The organism is Thauera aminoaromatica, assembly GCF_000021765.1.
Classification (GTDB): Bacteria; Pseudomonadota; Gammaproteobacteria; order Burkholderiales; family Rhodocyclaceae; genus Thauera; species Thauera aminoaromatica.
In genome coordinates this window covers 3,321,531-3,339,448 of record NC_011662.2, presented here as the reverse complement: position 1 = coordinate 3,339,448, position 17,918 = coordinate 3,321,531, and the positions used below count along the sequence as shown (strand labels likewise).

Here is a 17,918-nt window from a genome sequence, read left to right as displayed (position 1 = left end):
GGAAACCAAGCATGAGCAACAAGTCGCTGGACATCATCCATGACGAGCACCGCGCCCTCGCCGCGATGCTGAGCGGGTTGCGCGGGCTCGTCGCCTCGATCGAGGCGGGGCGGCTGAAGCCCGATTTCGAGCTGATGGCGTCGATGATCGAGTACATCGAGATGGTCCCGGAGAAGGTGCACCACCCCAAGGAGGACAGCTACCTCTTCGCCCGCCTGCGCGAGCGCAGCGCGGAGGCGCTGCCGATCATCGAGCGCCTGGAGGCCGAGCACCGCGAGGGCGATGCGCGCATGGCCACCTTGCGTGCGGCGCTCGAGGCCTACCGGCGCGAAGGCGAATCCGGCCTGGCGGGCTTCCAGGGCGCGCTCAAGACCTACATCGAGCACGAGTGGCAGCACATGAACACCGAGGAGCACCTGATCTTCCCGCTCGCCCGGAAGCACCTGAGCGCGGAGGACTGGGCGCACATCGACGCCGCCTTCCTCGCCAACGACAACCCCTGGCAGGGACCGGCGGGCAAGTACGCGGCGCTGTTCACCCGCATCGTCAACACCGCCCCGGCGCCGGTCGGGCTGGGCGGCGGTTGAGCACACGCTCCGGCGGAGATGGCCGCAGGCTTCGCGCGCCCCGCGGCCCTCTCCATCCCAGGCTCTCCCTCCCCGAAATCGAGCAGTTCGTCGTGGTTGCCTTCTGCGCGCCCGCGCAGAGGTGATTTCGGGTTTGGCCCGCTTCGGCGGGCCATTTTTTTGACTGTTCGCCGCTGTGCGGCGGCAAGCCCGGGTGGCCGGCTCAGTGGCTGGCGGTGGCGGCCTTGTCGAGGCTGACCGACTGCAGCGTCAGGCGGATGTGTTCGCCGAGCAGGCGGGTGGCAGTCTCGGCGTCACGCCCCATCGCGGCCTCGAACAGGGCGGCGTGCTCGTCGTGCAGCCGGCGCGTACCGTCGCTGCGACGCAGCGAGAGGTGGCGGTAGCGCTCGGCCTGGTGATAGAGGATGGACAGGAAGTGCTTGGTCCAGCGCGAGGGGCAGGCGGCGATCAGCACCTCGTGGAAGATGCGGTTGCGCTCTTCCCACTGCTCGCGATTGTTGCCTTCGGCGAGCTTCTCCTCCGCGCGCGTGAGGCGGTGGAAGGCGGCGGTGAGCTCGGCCTCCCAGGCCTCGTCGCCGAGCGTGATCGACTGGCGCAACGCGCTGCACTCGAGCATCACCCGCGTCTCGGTGATATCGGCGAGGTCCTCGAGCGAGACCGGGGCGACGCGGAAGCCGCGCTGGCCCTGCGACACCACGAGCGCATCCGAGGTGAGCAGCGAGAGGGCCTCGCGCAGCGTCGCGCCCCCCACGCCGTAGTCGTTCTTGATGTGCTCGATGCGCAGCTTCTCGCCCGGCGACAGGCGGCCCTCGATGATGTTGCGGCGCAGGCTGCGATAGGCCGCCTCGACCAGCGTCTTCGGTTCGGCGACCTCGGTTTCTTGGCGGACGGCGTAGGGAGGCGAGGTGTGGAGCATGATCTTGGAGAGGAAGGGGGACGGATGGAGGCCTCTCTAATGTAGCCGCTGCCCCGGGGGACTCACAAGAAAAATATCGAGAAATGATCGAAAAGCCGGCTTGCTTGCAGCGCTTCGCCCGAGCTGCCGAGCATCGAGAAACGCTTGGGTGGAGCGCCTTTCGATCCTCCCGCTGTGCGGCCGCGCGACGCTGGCACCCGCCCGCGGAATCCGCTAAAGTCCCCGCGCATACGCAGCGGTATGGAGACCGTCGTCCGGCGGCCGTTGCGTCGACCAAAATCCTGTGCGGAGAACGAAGGCGATGAGTATCGGCAAGATCGGAGTGGTGGGTGCGGGCACGATGGGTAACGGCATCACCCAGGCGTTCGCGGTCGCGGGGCGCAAGGTGGTGATGATGGACGTCGCCGAGGCGCAGGTGCAGCGCGGGCTCGCGACCATCTCGGCCAGCCTCGACCGCCTCATCAAGAAGGACAGGATGAGCGCGCCGCAGAAGGACGCCGCGATGGCCTGCATCACCACCGTGAGCTCGCTCGATGCGCTCGCCGACTGCGACCTGGTGATCGAGGCGGCGACCGAGAATGTCGATCTCAAGCTGCGCATCTTCGCCGACCTCGACCGTATCGTGAAGCCGGAGGCGATTCTCGCCAGCAACACCTCGTCGATCTCCATCACCCGCCTGGCCGCCGGCACCCAGCGTCCCGGCCAGGTGATCGGCATGCACTTCTTCAACCCGGTGCCGGTGATGGCGCTCGTCGAGCTGATCAACGGCCTGCAGACCTCGGCGGCGACCTACTCCGCGGTCGAGGACGTCGCGAAGGCGATCGGCAAGACGCCGATCAAGGTCAAGAACAGTCCGGGCTTCGTGGTCAACCGCATGCTGTGCCCGATGATCAACGAGGCGGTGTTCGCGCTCGGCGAGGGCCTGGCGACCGCAGCCGAGATCGACGAGGCGATGAAGCTCGGCTGCAACCACCCCATCGGCCCGCTCGCGCTGTGCGACCTCATCGGCCTGGACGTCGAGCTCGCGGTCATGCAGGTCCTCTATGAAGGCACCAAGGACCCCAAGTACCGCCCGGCGCCGCTGCTGGTCGAGATGCTCGAGGCGGGCTACCTCGGTCGCAAGAGCGGCAAGGGCTTCTACGACTACAAGTGAGCGTCGGCCGCGCACGGCGCGGCCGCACAAGAAAAAACGCCACCTCCAAGGTGGCGTTTTGCTGTCGAGCGCGGAATCAGCCGCGGCCGGTGCGCATCGCGTCGAAGAACTCGGCGTTGCTCTTGGTGGCCTTGACCTTGTCGAGGAGGAATTCCATCGCGTCGATGTCGTCCATGCCGTACAGCAGCTTGCGCAGGATCCACACCTTCTGCAGCACGTCGGCCTTGAGCAGGAGCTCCTCGCGGCGGGTGCCGGAGCGGTTGACGTTGATCGCCGGATACACGCGCTTCTCCGCCATGCGGCGGTCGAGGTGGAGCTCCATGTTGCCGGTGCCCTTGAATTCCTCGTAGATCACGTCGTCCATGCGGCTGCCGGTGTCGACCAGCGTGGTGGCGATGATGGTCAGCGAGCCGCCTTCCTCGATGTTGCGCGCCGCACCGAAGAAGCGCTTGGGCTTCTGCAGCGCGTTGGCGTCGACACCACCGGTGAGCACCTTGCCGGAGGCCGGCACCACGGTGTTGTAGGCGCGCGCCAGACGGGTCAGCGAGTCGAGCAGGATCACCACGTCGTACTTGTGCTCGGTCAGGCGCTTGGCCTTCTCGATCACCATCTCGGCGACCTGCACGTGACGGGTGGCGGGCTCGTCGAAGGTGGAGGCCACGACCTCGCCCTTCACCGAACGCAGCATCTCGGTCACTTCCTCCGGGCGCTCGTCGATCAGCAGCACGATCAGCTTGACGTCGGGATGGTTGGCCGTGATCGCGTGCGCGATGTGCTGCAGCATGACCGTCTTGCCGCTCTTGGGCGGGGCGACGAGCAGGCCGCGCTGGCCCTTGCCGATCGGCGCGATCATGTCGATGATGCGGCTGGTGACGTTCTCCTCGCCACGGACCTCGCGCTCGAGCTTCAGGCACTCCTGCGGATGCAGGGGCGTGAGGTTCTCGAAGAGGATCTTGGTCTTGCACTCTTCCGGCGGCCGCCCGTTGATCTTGTCGAGCTTGGTCAACGCGAAGTAGCGCTCGCCGTCCTTGGGCGTGCGGATCTCGCCCTCGATGGTGTCGCCGGTGCGCAGGTTGAAGCGCCGGATCTGCGAGGGCGACACGTAGATGTCGTCCGTCCCCGCGAGATACGAGGTGTCGGGAGAGCGCAGGAAGCCGAAGCCGTCAGGCAGCACTTCGAGTGCGCCGTCGCCACAGATCGGTTCGCCCCTGCGGGCACGGTTGCGCAGCAGCGCGAAGACGAGTTCCTGCTTGCGCAGCCTGTTCGCGCCCTCGACACCGGCGTCCATCGCCATCTGCAGCAGCTGGCTGACGTGCAGGGCCTTGAGTTCGGACAGGTGGAGCGCGGGCGCGTCGGGGTCGCGCGGCGTGGAAGAACCTTCCTCGCCGCCGTTCTCGACGTCGAACAGATCGTCTTCGGTCTGCGGATTCTGGGGGGAATTGCCGTCCCGGTTGCGCGCGCCGCGGCGACGGGCGCGCGAGGAACCGCGGGAACGGGCCGGAGCCTGGTCCGGCTTAGATGTTGCTGTCAATGAAGGCGGTCAGTTGAGATTTGGAAAGGGCGCCCACTTTGGTCGCCTCGACATTGCCGCCCTTGAACAGCATCAGCGTCGGGATGCCGCGGATGCCGTACTTCGCGGGCGTCTCCTGGTTGTCGTCGATGTTGAGCTTGGCGACCTTGAGCTTGCCCGCGTAGTCCTTGGCGACGTCGTCCAGGATCGGCGCGATCATCTTGCAGGGGCCGCACCACTCGGCCCAGTAATCGACCAGGACAGGGGTCTGGGACTGCAGCACTTCATCGTCGAAGTTGCCGTCGGTCACATGGTGGATGTGCTCGCTCATGATTCCTCACTAAGGCTGGCAGGGGGTGGTGACGAAGGCGGAAGCCCTCGTTGCCGGGTAACGGGTGCTGCGGGGTATGGGGTGTTGCGGGGTAATGCGAACGGATGCTGCGTGCGGGAAGGGGCGGACCCCCTGCGATCTCGCCGCGAGCGGGAGGCGCTGCTGCGATGCACGACGATCCAGCGGAAGGAGAGGCCTTCCGTAAAGAAATTTTTCCGAAACTTATGCGATGCCGGGGGCGCCGTCAAGGAAATCGCTGCTGGCGGACGGGCAAGCGCCTGCTTGCCGTGGCAAAAAAGCCAAGGGCTGGTCTATATTGTCCCCCCTTCGGCCAGCCGCAGCGGGTGGCGGCCGATCCTGCCTGGAGAGTCGAGATGACCTACGTCGTTACCGAGCGCTGCATACGCTGCAAATACACCGACTGCGTGGACGTCTGTCCGGTCGACTGTTTCCGCGAGGGGCCCAACTTCCTTGTCATCGATCCGGAGGAGTGCATCGACTGCACCTTGTGCGTGGCCGAGTGTCCGGTCGAGGCGATCTATTCCGAGGACGACGTGCCGGACGACCAGAAGGGTTACATCGCGCTCAACGCCGAACTGGCCAAACAATGGAAGCCGATCGTCGAGCGCAAGGATCCTCTGCCGGATGCCGACCACTGGGCCCGCATCAAGGGCAAGCTCGGCGAGCTGAAGCGCTGAAGGCACGCCGCGGCTGGCTTTGCGCGCACGCGGCGATGCACTAAGATGGTGAGCGTCATCAAACCTGTAAGTGCAACGGCACGGAGACCGACATGCTGGTGAGCGAGATTCTCGCGATCAAGGGCAAGGTGTTATTCACCATCGGCCCCAACCGACCCATCGCCGAGGCGGTCGAGATCATGAACGAGCAGGACGTCGGCTCGCTGGTCGTGTTCTCGCGTGGCGAGATGGTCGGCATGCTCACCTTCCGGCAGGTGTTGCAGGCGGTGCAGCAGGGCGGGGCGGACTGGCAGTCGCTGCAGGTCGAGGCGGTCATGCTGCGCGAGCCGCGCGTGGCCGCGCCCGACATGGAGATGGACGAGCTGCGCCGGCTGATGGTCGAGCACCACCAGCGCTACCTGCCGGTGATGGACGGCAACACGCTGCTCGGTGTGGTGAGTTTCCACGACGTCGCCAAGGCGGTGCTCGAGGAGCAGAGCTTCGAGAACCGCATGCTCAAGAACTACATCCGCAACTGGCCCGCGGGCGAGGGCGAGGAATAAGCAGCATCGCCGGGCCCCGCGCCCGGCAGCGGCGGTCGAACCGCCGCACCTCCAGGAACGGGCTGCGCCCGTTCGGTCGACACCCACACCAAGATCGGGTGCGGCATGGTTGGAATGAACGGAAGGGCCGCTTGCCCGTCCGACGCCTTGGGAGGGCGGAGCCGGGGCGCCATCGCGGCGCTCCGGCGGTATTTCCAGCAAAAGGAGGAGACCATGGAAAAAATCTGGCTGAAGAGCTACCCCCCGGGCATTCCGGCGGAAATCGACGTCGACGAATTCCGTTCCCTGGGTGACCTGTTCGAGCGCAGCGTGGCGCGCTATGCGGACAAGACCGCCTATCACTGCATGGGCAAGTCGATCACCTACGCGGAGCTCGACGCGCTCAGTGCGCGCTTCGGCGCCTGGCTGCAGGGCGCGCTGAAGCTGCCCCGCGGTGCGCGCGTCGCGCTGATGATGCCCAACGTGCTGCAGTACCCGATCGCGCTCTTCGGCACGCTGCGCGCGGGCTACACGGTGGTCAACGTCAATCCGCTCTACACCGCGCGCGAGCTCGAGCACCAGTTGAAGGACTCCGGCGCCGAGGTCATCGTGATCCTGGAGAACTTCGCCCACACGCTCGAGCATGTGCGGGCGCAGGTGCCGATACGCCACATCGTGGTCACCAGCCTGGGCGAAATGCTCGGCCTGGTCAAGGGCGCGATCGTGAACTTCGTCGTGCGCAAGGTGCGCAAGCTGGTGCCGCCGTGGCGGCTCGACGGCCACGTGCGCTTTTCCACGGCCTTGCAGCGCGGCGCTGCCCACGAGCTGCAGCCGGCGCAGGTGGGCCATGAGGACGTCGCCTTCCTGCAATACACCGGCGGCACGACCGGAGTGGCCAAGGGGGCCATGCTCACTCATCGCAACGTCATCGCCAACCTGCAGCAGGCGCATGCGTGGATCGCCCCCTACGTGGGCGAGGGCAAGGAAATCATCATCACCGCGCTGCCGCTCTACCACATCTTCTCGCTTACCGCGAACTGCCTCACCTTCCTGAAGATCGGCGCCAAGAACGTGCTGATCCCCAACCCGCGCGACATCCCGGGCTTCATCAAGGAGCTCGGCCAGCACCGCTTCACCGCGATCACCGGGGTCAACACGCTGTTCAACGCACTGCTCAACAACCCCGAGTTCGCCAAGCTGGACTTCTCCACGCTGCGGGTGAGCCTGGGCGGCGGCATGGCGGTGCAGCAGGTGGTCGCCGAGAAGTGGAAGAAGGTCACCGGGGTGTCTCTGGTCGAGGCCTACGGCCTCACCGAGACCTCGCCGGCGGTGACGATCAACCCGCTCGATCTCGCCGAGTTCAACCATTCGATCGGCCTGCCGGTGTCCTCCACCGAGATCAGCATCCGCGACGATGCCGGGCATGAGGTGCCGCTCGGCCAGCGCGGCGAGCTCTGCGTGCGCGGTCCGCAGGTCACGCCGGGCTACTGGCAGCGCCCCGAGGAGACCGCGCGCATCTTCACGCACGACGGTTTCCTGCGCACGGGCGACATCGCCACCGTCGACGAGCGCGGCTTCGTGCGCCTGGTCGATCGCAAGAAGGACATGATCCTGGTGTCCGGCTTCAACGTGTACCCGAACGAGGTCGAGGACGTGGTCGCCGCTCATCCGGGCGTGCTCGAGGTCGCCGCGATCGGCGTACCCGACGAGCGCAGCGGCGAGGCGGTGAAGGTCTTCGTGGTGCGCAAGGATCCGGAGCTGACGGCCGAGGCCCTGATCGCCTTCTGCCGCGAGAACCTCACCGGCTACAAGGTGCCGCACCACGTCGAGTTCCGCGACGAACTGCCCAAGAGCAACGTCGGCAAGATCCTGCGCCGCGAGCTGCGGCCGAAGTGAGCGCGCGCGGTCCGGCACGCGAAAATTTTCTTGTGCAGTGCAGCTTTTCGTGATTAAACTCGCCGTCACGTTGTTTACGCTTTCTTGCAGATCCGTTCCAATGTCCGTTTCCGGCCGTCCCTCGCTCCTGTCGCTGGTCGTTGTAGTACGCGTAGTAGGCGTAGGCATGCGCGCGACGTAACGGGACCGGACACTCGAGAATCAGGAATACCAGACCCCCGTCGGCGCGCAAGCCCGGCGGGGGTCTTGCTTTTGTGCCCGCCGGTCCGGCCGTCGAACCCGAAGCCAAGGAGAGCAACATGATGCAAATGACCGGCGCGCAACTGATGGTGCGCCTTCTCGAGCGCCAGGGCGTGCGCACCGTCGCCGGCATTCCCGGCGGCGCGATCCTGCCCTTCTACGATGCGCTCTCGGGCAGCGAGCACATCCACCACGTGCTCGCCCGCCACGAGCAGGGCGCGGGCTTCATCGCCCAGGGCATGGCGCGCGTCTCGGGCGTGCCGCAGGTGTGCATCGCCTCGAGCGGTCCGGGCGCGACCAACCTGGTCACCGCGATCGCCGACGCCTGCCTGGATTCCATCCCGATGGTCGTCATCACCGGGCAGGTGCCGCAGGCGATGATCGGCACCGACGCCTTCCAGGAGGTCGACATCTATGGCATCACGGTGCCGATCACCAAGCACAACTTCCTCGTGCGCTCGGCGCAGGAGCTGCTCGAGGTCATTCCGGACGCCTTCCGCATCGCCATGTCCGGCCGTCCCGGCCCGGTGCTGATCGACGTGCCCAAGGATGTGCAGAACCAGCTCGTCGCGGTCGCGGAGTTTCCCGCCCCGGCGGTCGCCGATCCGGCCCCGCAGCTCGACCTGGCGGCGGTGGAGCTGGCGGCGAAGATGATCAACGAGGCCGAGCAGCCGGTGCTCTACCTCGGTGGCGGGGTGGTCGCCTCCGGCGCCGCGCCGCTGGCGGTGCAGCTGGCCGAACAGGCCGGCCTGCCCACCACGATGACGCTGATGGCGCTCGGTGCGATGCCGATGGACCACCCGCTGTCGATCGGCATGCTCGGCATGCACGGCGCGCGCTACACCAACTTCGTGCTCGAGGAGGCCGATGTGCTGGTGTGCGTGGGCGCACGCTTCGACGACCGCGCGATCGGCCGCGCCGCGCAGTTCTGCCCGAACGCGAAGATCGTCCACATCGACATCGACCGCTCCGAGCTGCACAAGATCAAGAACGCCCACGTCGCCATCCACGCCAACGTCAAGTGCGCGCTCGAGGCGCTGCTGCCGCGCGTGCAGGCGACGCTGCGCAAGCGCTGGCTGTCGCATGTCGACAGCCTGAAGACGCGCTTCCCGATGCAGTTCCCCGGCCAGGACGACCCGCGCACCCACTACGGCCTCATCCAGGCGGTCGCCGCCGCGCTCGACGACCGCGCCATCGTCGCCACCGACGTCGGCCAGCATCAGATGTGGGTGGCGCAGGCCTATCCCTTCCGCCGGCCGCGCCAGTGGCTCACCTCGGGCGGCCTGGGCACGATGGGCTTCGGCCTGCCGAGCGCGCTCGGCGCCGCGCTCGCCGAGCCCGGGCGCACCGTGGTCTGCTTCACCGGCGACGGCAGCTTCAAGATGAACATCCAGGAGCTTGCGACGCTGGCCGAGGAGGGTCTGAACGTCAAGATCGTGCTGATGAACAACAACGCGCTCGGCCTGGTGTACCAGCAGCAGACGCTGTTCTACGGTCAGCGCCTGTTCGCTTCGAAGTACCGCACCGAGCCCGACTTCGTGAAGATCGCCGAGGGCTTCGGCGTGCCGGCGGTGGATCTCGATCTCGCCGACAATCCGCGCGCCGCGCTCGCCGAGGCGCTGCACCGCCCCGGTCCGTGCCTGATCCACGCGACGATCGACCGCGAACAATTCGTCTACCCCATGGTGCCGCCGGGTGCCGCCAACACCGAGATGATCGGAGGCTGATGATGATCGAACAGGTTTCCGACCCGCTGCCGCAAGCCGGCTATGCCAAGGTCGTTCTGGAACTGGATGTGAACAACCACCCCGGGGTGATGAGCCACATCTGCAACCTCTTCGCGCGTCGCGCGTTCAACGTCGAGGGCATCCTGTGCATGCCGGTGTCCGACGGCAAGCGCTCGCGCATCTGGCTGCTGGTGTTCGAGGACCAGCGCCTCGAGCAGATGGTGCGCCAGCTCGAGAAGCTCGAGGACGTGCTCAATGTGCGCCGGCATGGCGCCGAGCACGAGGTCTTCGAGCGCCTGGAGGGCTTCTTCCACTGAGGGGCGGCGCTCCGGCGCCCAAGCAGAAGGGGACGGCACGCGTGCTAGACTCGCGACCCGTCCCCGTTCCGTCATCGCGATCAGGCAGGAAATCCATGTCCGGCAACACCCTCGGCACGCTCTTCACCGTCACCTCCTTCGGGGAATCCCACGGCCCGGCGATCGGCTGCATCGTCGATGGCTGCCCGCCGGGACTGGCGATCTGCGAGGCAGACATCCAGGCCGAGCTCGACCGCCGCAAGCCGGGCACCTCGCGCCACGTCACCCAGCGCCGCGAGCCCGACACCGTCGAGATCCTCTCCGGCGTGTTCGAGGGCGTCACCACCGGCACCCCGATCTCGCTGCTGATCCGCAACCAGGACCAGCGCAGCAAGGACTACGGCAACATCGCCGACACCTTCCGCCCCGGCCACGCCGACTACGCCTACCTGCAGAAGTACGGCCTGCGCGACCATCGTGGCGGCGGGCGCTCGTCGGCGCGCGAGACCGCGGTGCGGGTGGCGGCCGGCGCGATCGCGAAGAAGTGGCTGAAGGAGCGCCACGGCATCGTCATCCGCGCCTGCATGGGTGCGCTCGGCCCGATCGAGATTCCCTTCGTGTCCTGGGACGAGGTCGACGGCAACCCCTTCTTCGCGCCCAACGCCGCGATCGTGCCCGAGCTCGAGGCCTTCATGGACGCGCTGCGCAAGTCGGGCGACTCGATCGGCGCGCGCATCGACGTGGTCGCCAGCGGCGTCCCGGTCGGCTGGGGCGAGCCGGTGTATGGCCGCCTGGACGCCGACATCGCCTATGCGATGATGGGCATCAACGCGGTCAAGGGCGTGGAGATCGGCGCCGGGTTCAAGTCGGTCGCGCAGCGCGGCACCGAGCACGGCGACGAGATGACGCCCGCGGGCTTCCTGTCCAATCATGCGGGCGGCGTGCTCGGTGGCATCTCCACCGGGCAGGACATTCTCGCCAGCATCGCGATCAAGCCGACCTCGAGCATCCGCCTCGAGCGTCGCTCGATCGACCGCGCAGGCAATCCCGTCATGGTCGCCACCGAGGGTCGCCACGACCCCTGCGTGGGCATCCGCGCGACGCCGATCGCCGAATCCATGCTCGCACTGGTGCTGATCGACCACGCGCTGCGCCATCGCGCGCAGTGCGGCGACGTGCGCACCGACACCCCGCGCATCCCGGCGCTCGCGCCCGCAGGGAGCCAGCGCCTGCCTTCGCCGCGCTGAGGCGATGCGGGCAGGGCGGGGCGGTGCGGGGCGCCGCCCGGACGCAGGGGCTGGAGGGGGTGAGCGCGCGTACCCGGAGTGGGCGCGATGATTCCCTACTGGCGCCTGTCGGCGTACTACTTCTTCTACTTCGCCTTCGTCGGCGCGTTCTCGCCCTACTTCACGCTCTACCTGCAGTCGATCGCGCTGTCGGCCACCGACATCGCGCTGCTGATGTCGCTGATGCAGCTGATGCGCGTGCTGGCTCCCAACCTGTGGGGCTGGCTGGCGGAACGCCTGGGGATGCGTATCGCGATCGTGCGTCTGTCGGCGCTCGCCAGCCTGGCGGGCTTCTCGGTGTTTTTCCTGACTACCGAGTTCGCCGGGCTGTTCGCCGCGATGGCGCTGATGGCCTTCTTCTGGAGCGCGGTGCTGCCGCTGATCGAGGGTCTCGCCTTCGCCCACCTCGGCGAGGCTTCGCACCGCTATGGCCGCATCCGCGTATGGGGCTCGGTCGGCTTCATCGTCGCCGTGCTCGCGCTCGGGCATTCGCTCGACCGCCTGCCGATCGAGGCGGTGCTGTGGATCACCATGTCCATCCTCGTCGGCATCGTGCTGTGCAGCTTCATCGTCCCCGAGGCGCCGCGCCCGCCGCTGCAGCGCGACGCCGCGAGCTTCGGCGACACCCTGCGCCGTCCCGAGGTGCGTGCCCTGCTCGGCGCCTGCTTCCTGATGTCGGCGGCACACGGCGCGCTCTACGTGTTCTATTCGATCCACCTGGTCGGCATGGGTTACGACAAGGGCGTGGTGGGCTGGATGTGGACGCTGGGGGTGCTCGCCGAGATCGGGGTCTTCATGTGGATGCCGCGCATCTCGGTGCGCTTTTCGCTGCGTGCGATCCTGCTGTTCTCCTTCGCCTGCGCGGTGGCGCGCTTCCTGATGATCGGCTGGGGCGCGCACAGCCTGGCGCTGCTGCTGCTCGCCCAGGTTCTGCACGGCGCCACCTTCGGCGCCTACCACGCCGCGGCGATCGCGGTGGTCAACGAGTGGTTTCCGGGCCGCCTGCAGTCGCGCGGCCAGGCGCTCTACGGCAGCATCTCCTTCGGGGCCGGCGGCATGCTGGGCGGCTTGCTGAGCGGTTACACCTGGGAGGGCATCGGGCCGGCGTGGACGTATACGATCGGCTCCGGCTTCGCGCTCGCCGGCCTGCTCTGGTTGCTGCTGGGCTGGAAAGGGGAACCCCGCCCCGCGCACGCACTCCACGAACCGAGGAGGTAATCGACCCATGCAATCCATCTTCAAGATCGCCCTGCCGGTGCTGCTCGCCGGCACCATCGCCACCGCCTGCCAGACCGTGCAGACCACGCACGGCGGCGCGGTCGGCGTGCAGCGCTCGCAGCTGATGATGGTCTCGGCGCAGGAGGTCGAACAGGCCTCGAACCAGCAGTACCAGCAGATGGTCGCCGAGGCGCGGAGCAAGAACGCGCTCGATCGCGACCCCGCCACCGTGCAGCGCGTGCGCCGCATCGTCTCGCGGCTCGCCGCGCAGACCGGCGCCTTCCGCACCGATGCCCCGTCGTGGTCCTGGGAGGTGCATGTGTTCAGCTCGAGCGAGCTCAACGCCTGGTGCATGGCCGGCGGCAAGATGGCGATCTACACGGGGCTGATCGAGCGCCTCGCGCTCACCGACGACGAGATCGCCGCGGTGATGGGCCACGAGATCGCGCATGCGCTGCGTGAGCACGCGCGCGAGCGGGTGTCGAAGTCGATGGCGACCGGGCTGGGCATCTCGGTCGCGGGCGCCCTGCTCGGTGTCGGCCAGCTCGGCCAGGACCTCATGGGCCAGGTTGCCAAGGTGACCTTCGAGCTGCCCAACTCGCGCGAGCACGAGACCGAGGCGGACCGCATGGGCGTGGAACTCGCCGCACGCGCCGGCTACGATCCGCGTGCCGCGGTGACGCTGTGGAACAAGATGGCCGGACAGTCGGCCGGCGCGCCGCCGCAGTGGCTGTCCACCCACCCCTCGCATGCGACGCGGCAGCGCGACCTGGCAGAGTACGCCGCACGCGTGATCCCGCTCTACGAGGGCGCGCGGCGCTGAGGGCGGGGCGTGCCTACACAGTTTTGCAGGCTTTGTGAAATAATCGATTCCTTTTTCAGACGCGGAACACTCCGGGATGAAAGCTCAAACGCTGTATGAAAAGCTCTGGTCCAGCCACGTGGTCCACGAGGAGGCCGACGGCACGGCGCTGATCTACATCGATCGCCACCTGGTGCACGAAGTGACCAGCCCGCAGGCCTTCGAAGGCCTCAAGCTCGCCGGGCGCAAGCCCTGGCGCGTCGGCTCCATCGTCGCCACCGCCGACCACAACACGCCCACCGACCACTGGGACCTGGGCATCCAGGACCCGGTGTCGCGCCAGCAGGTCGAGACGCTGGACGCCAACATCCGCGAGGTCGGCTCGCTCGCCTATTTCCCGTTCAAGGACGCGCGCCAGGGCATCGTGCACGTGATCGGGCCGGAGAACGGCGCCACGCTGCCGGGCATGACCGTCGTCTGCGGCGACTCCCACACCTCCACGCACGGCGCCTTCGGCTGCCTTGCGCACGGCATCGGCACCTCCGAGGTCGAGCACGTGCTCGCCACCCAATGCCTGCTGCAGAAGAAGTCCAGGACCCTGCTGATCCACGTCGACGGCCAGCTCGGCCGCGGCGTCACCGCCAAGGACGTGGTGCTCGCCATCATCGGCAGGATCGGCACCGCCGGCGGCACCGGCTACGCGATGGAGTTCGGCGGCAGCGCCATCCGCGCGCTGTCGATGGAAGGCCGCATGACGATCTGCAACATGGCGATCGAGGCGGGCGCGCGCGCCGGGCTGGTCGGCGTGGACGAGACCACCATCGAATACCTGAAGGATCGCCCCTTCTCGCCCAAGGGCGCGCAGTGGGAGCAGGCGGTCGACTACTGGCGCAGCCTGCACAGCGACGAGGGCGCCGAGTTCGACAAGATCATCGAACTCAAGGCCGAAGACATCCTGCCGCAGGTCACCTGGGGCACCTCGCCCGAGATGGTCACCACGGTCGACGGCCGTGTGCCCGATCCCGCCGCCGTCACCGACCCGGTGCGCCGCGAGGGCATCGAGCGCGCGCTCAAGTATATGGGCCTCGAGGCCAACACCCCGATCACCGACATCCCGGTCGACCAGGTCTTCATCGGCTCGTGCACCAACTCGCGCATCGAGGATTTGCGTGAGGCTGCCGCGGTGGCCAAGGGCCGCAGCAAGGCCGCCAGCGTCAAGCGCGTGCTGGTGGTGCCGGGCTCCGGCCTGGTCAAGCGCCAGGCCGAGGCGGAGGGCCTGCACGAGATCTTCCTCGCCGCCGGCTTCGAGTGGCGCGAGCCGGGCTGTTCGATGTGCCTGGCGATGAACGCCGACCGCCTCGAGCCTGGCGAGCGCTGCGCCTCGACCTCGAACCGCAACTTCGAGGGCCGCCAGGGTGCGGGGGGGCGCACCCACCTGGTCAGCCCGGCGATGGCCGCGGCCGCCGCGGTCACCGGCCGCTTCACCGACGTGCGCGCGCTCTGAGCGGGCGTTCCGGACAGAGGAGAAGGCAATGAAGAAACTCGCACTGATCGCCGCGGCGCTCGTCGCCGGCTTCGTCTCCATGGCCTGCAACACCGTGCAGGGCGTCGGCAAGGACATCGAAAGGGGTGGCGAGGCCATCCAGAGGGCAGTCAAATAATGAAGCCGTTTACCCAGCTCGACGGGCTGGTCGCGCCGCTCGACCGCGCCAACGTCGATACCGACGCGATCATCCCCAAGCAGTTCCTCAAGTCGATCAAGCGCAGCGGCTTCGGCCCCAACGCCTTCGACGAGTGGCGCTACCTCGACGTCGGCCAGCCCGGCGCGGACAACAGCAAGCGTCCGCTCAACCCCGACTTCGTGCTCAACCAGGCGCGCTACCAGGGCGCGCAGATCCTCCTCACCCGCGACAACTTCGGTTGCGGCAGCTCGCGCGAGCACGCGCCGTGGGCGCTCGAGGACTACGGCTTTCGCGTGCTGATCGGGCCGAGCTTCGCTGACATCTTCTTCAACAACAGCTTCAAGAACGGCCTGCTGCCGATCAAGCTGGATGCCGCAGAGGTCGACGAGCTGTTCCGCCAGTGCGAGGCCAGCGCGGGCTACCGCCTGAAGGTCGACCTCGCCGCGCAGACGATCACCCGCCCGGACGGCAAGTCGATCGCCTTCGACATCGACCCCTTCCGCAAGGAATGCCTGCTCAACGGCTGGGACGACATCGGCCTCACGCTGCGCCACGCCGACAAGATCCGCGCCTTTGAAGAGCAGCGCCGCGCCCAACACCCTTATTACTTTGCCTGAGCCGGCCTGGCTCACCGAACCGAGGAAAACGATCCGATGAAGATTTGCGTGCTGCCGGGTGACGGCATCGGCCCCGAGATCATGGCGCAGGCCGTGCGCGTGCTGAACGCGCTCGATCTCCAGTTCGAGATGGAAGAGGCCCTGGTGGGCGGCTGCGCTGTGGATGCCACCGGCAATCCGCTGCCCGAGGCCACCCTCCAGCTGGCGCGCGCAGCCGACGCCATCCTGCTCGGCGCGGTCGGCGGCCCGAAGTGGGACAGCCACCCGCGCAACCAGCGCCCCGAGCTCGGTCTGCTCGGCATCCGCAAGGAGCTGGCCCTGTTCGCCAACCTGCGCCCCGCGATCCTGTATCCGGAACTGGCCAACGCCTCGACGCTCAAGCCCGAGATCGTCGCCGGCCTGGACATCCTGATCGTGCGCGAACTGACCGGCGACATCTACTTCGGCCAGCCGCGCGGCATCGAGCTGCGCGAGGTCAATGGCGAATCGCAGCGCGTCGGCTGGAACACCATGATCTATGCCGAGTACGAGATCCGCCGCATCCTGCGCGTGGCCTTCGAGGCCGCGATGAAGCGCGGCAAGCGCCTGTGCTCGGTCGACAAGATGAACGTGCTCGAGACCACCCAGCTGTGGCGCGACATCGCGATCGAGGTGAGCAAGGAGTTCCCCGAGGTCGAGCTCACCCACATGCTGGTCGACAACGCCGCGATGCAGTTGGTGCGCAACCCCAAGCAGTTCGACGTGATGGTCACCGGCAACATGTTCGGCGACATCCTGTCCGACGAGGCCTCGATGCTCACCGGCTCGATCGGCATGCTGCCTTCGGCCTCGCTCAACGCCGACAACAAGGGCATGTACGAGCCCTCGCACGGCTCCGCGCCCGACATCGCCGGCAAGGATCTCGCCAACCCGCTCGCCACCATCCTGTCGGCGGCGATGATGCTGCGCTATACCTTCAACCAGGAGGCCGCTGCCCAGCGCATCGAGCGCGCGGTCAAGAAGGTGCTGGCCCAGGGCTATCGTACCGGCGACATCTACGAGCCGGGCACGAAGCGCGTCGGCACCCGCGAGATGGGCGACGCCGTGCTCGCAGCGCTGTAAGCTCGCGCGCTGGCAAGGCTTTTTCGAAGAACGTTTTTGTTGAGAGTGATGAACATGAATCGAGTCGGTCTGGTTGGCTGGCGTGGCATGGTCGGTTCCGTGCTGATGCAGCGGATGGTGGAGGAGGGCGACTTTGCCTTCATCGAGCCGGTGTATTTCTCCACCTCGAACGCCGGCGGCAAGGCGCCGTCCTTCGGCGGCAAGGAAGCGGCCGCGCCGCTGCAGGACGCCAGCAACATCGACGCACTGAAGTCCTGCGATATCGTGATCACCTGCCAAGGCGGCGACTACACCAAGGAAGTCTTCCCCAAGCTGCGCGCCACCGGCTGGAACGGCCACTGGATCGACGCCGCCTCGGCGCTGCGCATGAACGACGACGCGGTGATCATCCTCGACCCGGTCAACCGCAACGTCATCGATGCCGCGCTCGCCAAGGGCGGGCGCAACTGGATCGGCGGCAACTGCACCGTGTCGCTGATGCTGATGGGCTTGGGCGGCCTGTTCAGGCACGGCCTGGTGGAGTGGATCTCGGCGATGACCTACCAGGCGGCCTCGGGCGCCGGCGCGCAGAACATGCGCGAACTCATCAGCCAGATGGGCACCATCCACGACTCGGTCAAGGACCTGCTCGCCGACCCGGCCTCGGCCATCCTCGAGATCGACCGCAAGGTTGCCGAAACCATGCGCTCGGACGCCTTCCCGAAGAAGAACTTCCGCAACACCCCGCTCGCCGGCAGCCTCATCCCGTGGATCGACGTCCCGGTCGAGCACGGCCAGAGCAAGGAAGAATGGAAGGGCGGCGCCGAGTGCAACAAGATCCTCGGCAACCCGGCCTTCCGCACCCCGGGCTCGATCCCGATCGACGGCCTGTGCGTGCGCATCGGGGCGATGCGCTGCCACTCGCAGGCGCTCACCATCAAGCTCAAGAAGGACGTACCGCTCGACGAGATCACCGAGATCATCGCCGGTGCCAACCCGTGGGTGAAGGTGGTGCCCAACGACCGCGAGATCACCGAGCGCGAGCTCACGCCGACCGCCGTCACCGGCACGCTCACCGTCCCGGTCGGCCGCCTGCACAAGATGGCGATGGGTCCCGAGTACCTTGGCGCCTTCACCGTCGGCGACCAGCTGCTGTGGGGGGCGGCCGAGCCGCTGCGCCGCATGCTGCGCATCCTGCTTGAGCGCTGAGCGTTTCGCGGCAGTCTGGCAAGGGGGGCGAAAGCCCCCCTTTTTGTTGCGAACTCGTGTCGAAAGGCGGTATTTCTTCACACCGGACGGGTACGAATCAGGCCCGGCTAATGCGATGCAAGCCGGGAAATGCTAGATTCCTAGGCCAG

18 protein-coding genes are annotated in these 17,918 nt (G+C 67.3%); 15 read left to right on the top strand and 3 right to left on the bottom strand.

Annotated features, from left to right (window positions below):
• Positions 1-11 precede the first annotated feature (11 nt).
• Positions 12-587 (top strand): hemerythrin domain-containing protein, encoded by a 576-nt coding sequence (locus tag TMZ1T_RS14755; protein WP_004265854.1) that lies wholly within the window; start codon positions 12-14, stop codon positions 585-587.
• A gap of 202 nt (positions 588-789) precedes the next feature.
• On the opposite strand, the gene TMZ1T_RS14750 is transcribed toward TMZ1T_RS14755, so the two are convergent.
• Positions 790-1,503: a GntR family transcriptional regulator gene (locus TMZ1T_RS14750; RefSeq protein ID WP_004265851.1), complete on the bottom strand. Its 714-nt coding sequence runs from the start codon at positions 1,501-1,503 to the stop codon at positions 790-792.
• A gap of 301 nt (positions 1,504-1,804) precedes the next feature.
• Here TMZ1T_RS14750 and TMZ1T_RS14745 point away from each other — a divergent pair, with 301 nt between their 5' ends.
• Complete coding sequence (locus tag TMZ1T_RS14745) at positions 1,805-2,656, top strand: 3-hydroxybutyryl-CoA dehydrogenase (RefSeq protein WP_004265849.1); 852 nt, start codon at positions 1,805-1,807, stop codon at positions 2,654-2,656.
• A gap of 76 nt (positions 2,657-2,732) precedes the next feature.
• On the opposite strand, the gene rho is transcribed toward TMZ1T_RS14745, so the two are convergent.
• Together rho and trxA are read right to left on the bottom strand one after the other, a co-directional pair.
• Entirely contained in the window at positions 2,733-3,992 is a 1,260-nt protein-coding gene (gene rho / locus TMZ1T_RS14740) for a transcription termination factor Rho (protein WP_040828237.1), read from the bottom strand.
• A gap of 178 nt (positions 3,993-4,170) precedes the next feature.
• A complete protein-coding gene (trxA, locus tag TMZ1T_RS14735) occupies positions 4,171-4,497 on the bottom strand; it encodes a thioredoxin TrxA (protein WP_004265846.1) in 327 nt (108 codons plus the stop codon).
• Between the two features lie 374 nt (positions 4,498-4,871).
• Between trxA and fdxA the strand changes: the two genes are divergently transcribed.
• The 13 genes from fdxA to asd all read left to right on the top strand — a co-directional run bounded on the left by fdxA (position 4,872) and on the right by asd (position 17,769).
• Positions 4,872-5,195, top strand: a complete 324-nt coding sequence (fdxA, locus tag TMZ1T_RS14730) for a ferredoxin FdxA (RefSeq protein ID WP_004265844.1) — start codon at positions 4,872-4,874, stop codon at positions 5,193-5,195.
• A 92-nt stretch (positions 5,196-5,287) separates the two neighbouring features.
• Positions 5,288-5,737, top strand: coding sequence for a CBS domain-containing protein (locus tag TMZ1T_RS14725; protein WP_004265841.1), 450 nt, complete (start codon positions 5,288-5,290; stop codon positions 5,735-5,737).
• 213 nt (positions 5,738-5,950) lie between these two features.
• The gene (locus TMZ1T_RS14720) at positions 5,951-7,612 is read left to right on the top strand and encodes a long-chain-fatty-acid--CoA ligase (protein ID WP_012585807.1); all 1,662 of its coding nucleotides are present in this window, start codon (positions 5,951-5,953) and stop codon (positions 7,610-7,612) included.
• Positions 7,613-7,911: 299 nt separating this feature from the next.
• Complete coding sequence (gene ilvB / locus TMZ1T_RS14715) at positions 7,912-9,579, top strand: acetolactate synthase large subunit (RefSeq protein WP_012585806.1); 1,668 nt, start codon at positions 7,912-7,914, stop codon at positions 9,577-9,579.
• Entirely contained in the window at positions 9,579-9,896 is a 318-nt protein-coding gene (ilvN, locus tag TMZ1T_RS14710; protein ID WP_004265834.1) for an acetolactate synthase small subunit, read from the top strand. The genes ilvB and ilvN overlap by 1 nt, the downstream gene beginning before the upstream one ends.
• Before the next feature lie 95 nt (positions 9,897-9,991).
• Positions 9,992-11,122 (top strand): chorismate synthase, encoded by a 1,131-nt coding sequence (gene aroC / locus TMZ1T_RS14705; protein WP_004265816.1) that lies wholly within the window; start codon positions 9,992-9,994, stop codon positions 11,120-11,122.
• A gap of 87 nt (positions 11,123-11,209) precedes the next feature.
• Positions 11,210-12,379 carry an MFS transporter gene (locus TMZ1T_RS14700; protein WP_004265815.1) on the top strand — a complete coding sequence of 390 codons (1,170 nt, stop codon included), beginning with the start codon at positions 11,210-11,212 and terminating at the stop codon, positions 12,377-12,379.
• 7 nt (positions 12,380-12,386) lie between these two features.
• Entirely contained in the window at positions 12,387-13,202 is an 816-nt protein-coding gene (locus tag TMZ1T_RS14695; protein ID WP_004265813.1) for a M48 family metallopeptidase, read from the top strand.
• A 76-nt stretch (positions 13,203-13,278) separates the two neighbouring features.
• Positions 13,279-14,685, top strand: a complete 1,407-nt coding sequence (gene leuC / locus TMZ1T_RS14690) for a 3-isopropylmalate dehydratase large subunit (RefSeq protein ID WP_012585804.1) — start codon at positions 13,279-13,281, stop codon at positions 14,683-14,685.
• Positions 14,686-14,713: 28 nt separating this feature from the next.
• Complete coding sequence (locus tag TMZ1T_RS14685) at positions 14,714-14,842, top strand: entericidin A/B family lipoprotein (RefSeq protein ID WP_004265808.1); 129 nt, start codon at positions 14,714-14,716, stop codon at positions 14,840-14,842.
• Positions 14,842-15,480 (top strand): 3-isopropylmalate dehydratase small subunit, encoded by a 639-nt coding sequence (leuD, locus tag TMZ1T_RS14680; protein WP_012585803.1) that lies wholly within the window; start codon positions 14,842-14,844, stop codon positions 15,478-15,480. The genes TMZ1T_RS14685 and leuD overlap by 1 nt, the downstream gene beginning before the upstream one ends.
• A gap of 36 nt (positions 15,481-15,516) precedes the next feature.
• Positions 15,517-16,581 carry a 3-isopropylmalate dehydrogenase gene (gene leuB, locus TMZ1T_RS14675; protein WP_004265802.1) on the top strand — a complete coding sequence of 355 codons (1,065 nt, stop codon included), beginning with the start codon at positions 15,517-15,519 and terminating at the stop codon, positions 16,579-16,581.
• Positions 16,582-16,635: 54 nt separating this feature from the next.
• Positions 16,636-17,769: an aspartate-semialdehyde dehydrogenase gene (gene asd / locus TMZ1T_RS14670; protein WP_004265800.1), complete on the top strand. Its 1,134-nt coding sequence runs from the start codon at positions 16,636-16,638 to the stop codon at positions 17,767-17,769.
• The last annotated feature ends 149 nt before the right edge of the window (positions 17,770-17,918 follow it).

Coding starts and splice junctions, on each gene's coding strand:
- TMZ1T_RS14755 (WP_004265854.1), top strand. CDS start 12: ATGAGCAACAAGTCGCTGGACATCATCCATGACGAGCACCGCGCCCTC.
- TMZ1T_RS14750 (WP_004265851.1), bottom strand. CDS start 1,503: ATGCTCCACACCTCGCCTCCCTACGCCGTCCGCCAAGAAACCGAGGTC.
- TMZ1T_RS14745 (WP_004265849.1), top strand. CDS start 1,805: ATGAGTATCGGCAAGATCGGAGTGGTGGGTGCGGGCACGATGGGTAAC.
- trxA (WP_004265846.1), bottom strand. CDS start 4,497: ATGAGCGAGCACATCCACCATGTGACCGACGGCAACTTCGACGATGAA.
- fdxA (WP_004265844.1), top strand. CDS start 4,872: ATGACCTACGTCGTTACCGAGCGCTGCATACGCTGCAAATACACCGAC.
- TMZ1T_RS14725 (WP_004265841.1), top strand. CDS start 5,288: ATGCTGGTGAGCGAGATTCTCGCGATCAAGGGCAAGGTGTTATTCACC.
- TMZ1T_RS14720 (WP_012585807.1), top strand. CDS start 5,951: ATGGAAAAAATCTGGCTGAAGAGCTACCCCCCGGGCATTCCGGCGGAA.
- ilvB (WP_012585806.1), top strand. CDS start 7,912: ATGATGCAAATGACCGGCGCGCAACTGATGGTGCGCCTTCTCGAGCGC.
- ilvN (WP_004265834.1), top strand. CDS start 9,579: ATGATGATCGAACAGGTTTCCGACCCGCTGCCGCAAGCCGGCTATGCC.
- aroC (WP_004265816.1), top strand. CDS start 9,992: ATGTCCGGCAACACCCTCGGCACGCTCTTCACCGTCACCTCCTTCGGG.
- TMZ1T_RS14700 (WP_004265815.1), top strand. CDS start 11,210: ATGATTCCCTACTGGCGCCTGTCGGCGTACTACTTCTTCTACTTCGCC.
- TMZ1T_RS14695 (WP_004265813.1), top strand. CDS start 12,387: ATGCAATCCATCTTCAAGATCGCCCTGCCGGTGCTGCTCGCCGGCACC.
- leuC (WP_012585804.1), top strand. CDS start 13,279: ATGAAAGCTCAAACGCTGTATGAAAAGCTCTGGTCCAGCCACGTGGTC.
- TMZ1T_RS14685 (WP_004265808.1), top strand. CDS start 14,714: ATGAAGAAACTCGCACTGATCGCCGCGGCGCTCGTCGCCGGCTTCGTC.
- leuD (WP_012585803.1), top strand. CDS start 14,842: ATGAAGCCGTTTACCCAGCTCGACGGGCTGGTCGCGCCGCTCGACCGC.
- leuB (WP_004265802.1), top strand. CDS start 15,517: ATGAAGATTTGCGTGCTGCCGGGTGACGGCATCGGCCCCGAGATCATG.
- asd (WP_004265800.1), top strand. CDS start 16,636: ATGAATCGAGTCGGTCTGGTTGGCTGGCGTGGCATGGTCGGTTCCGTG.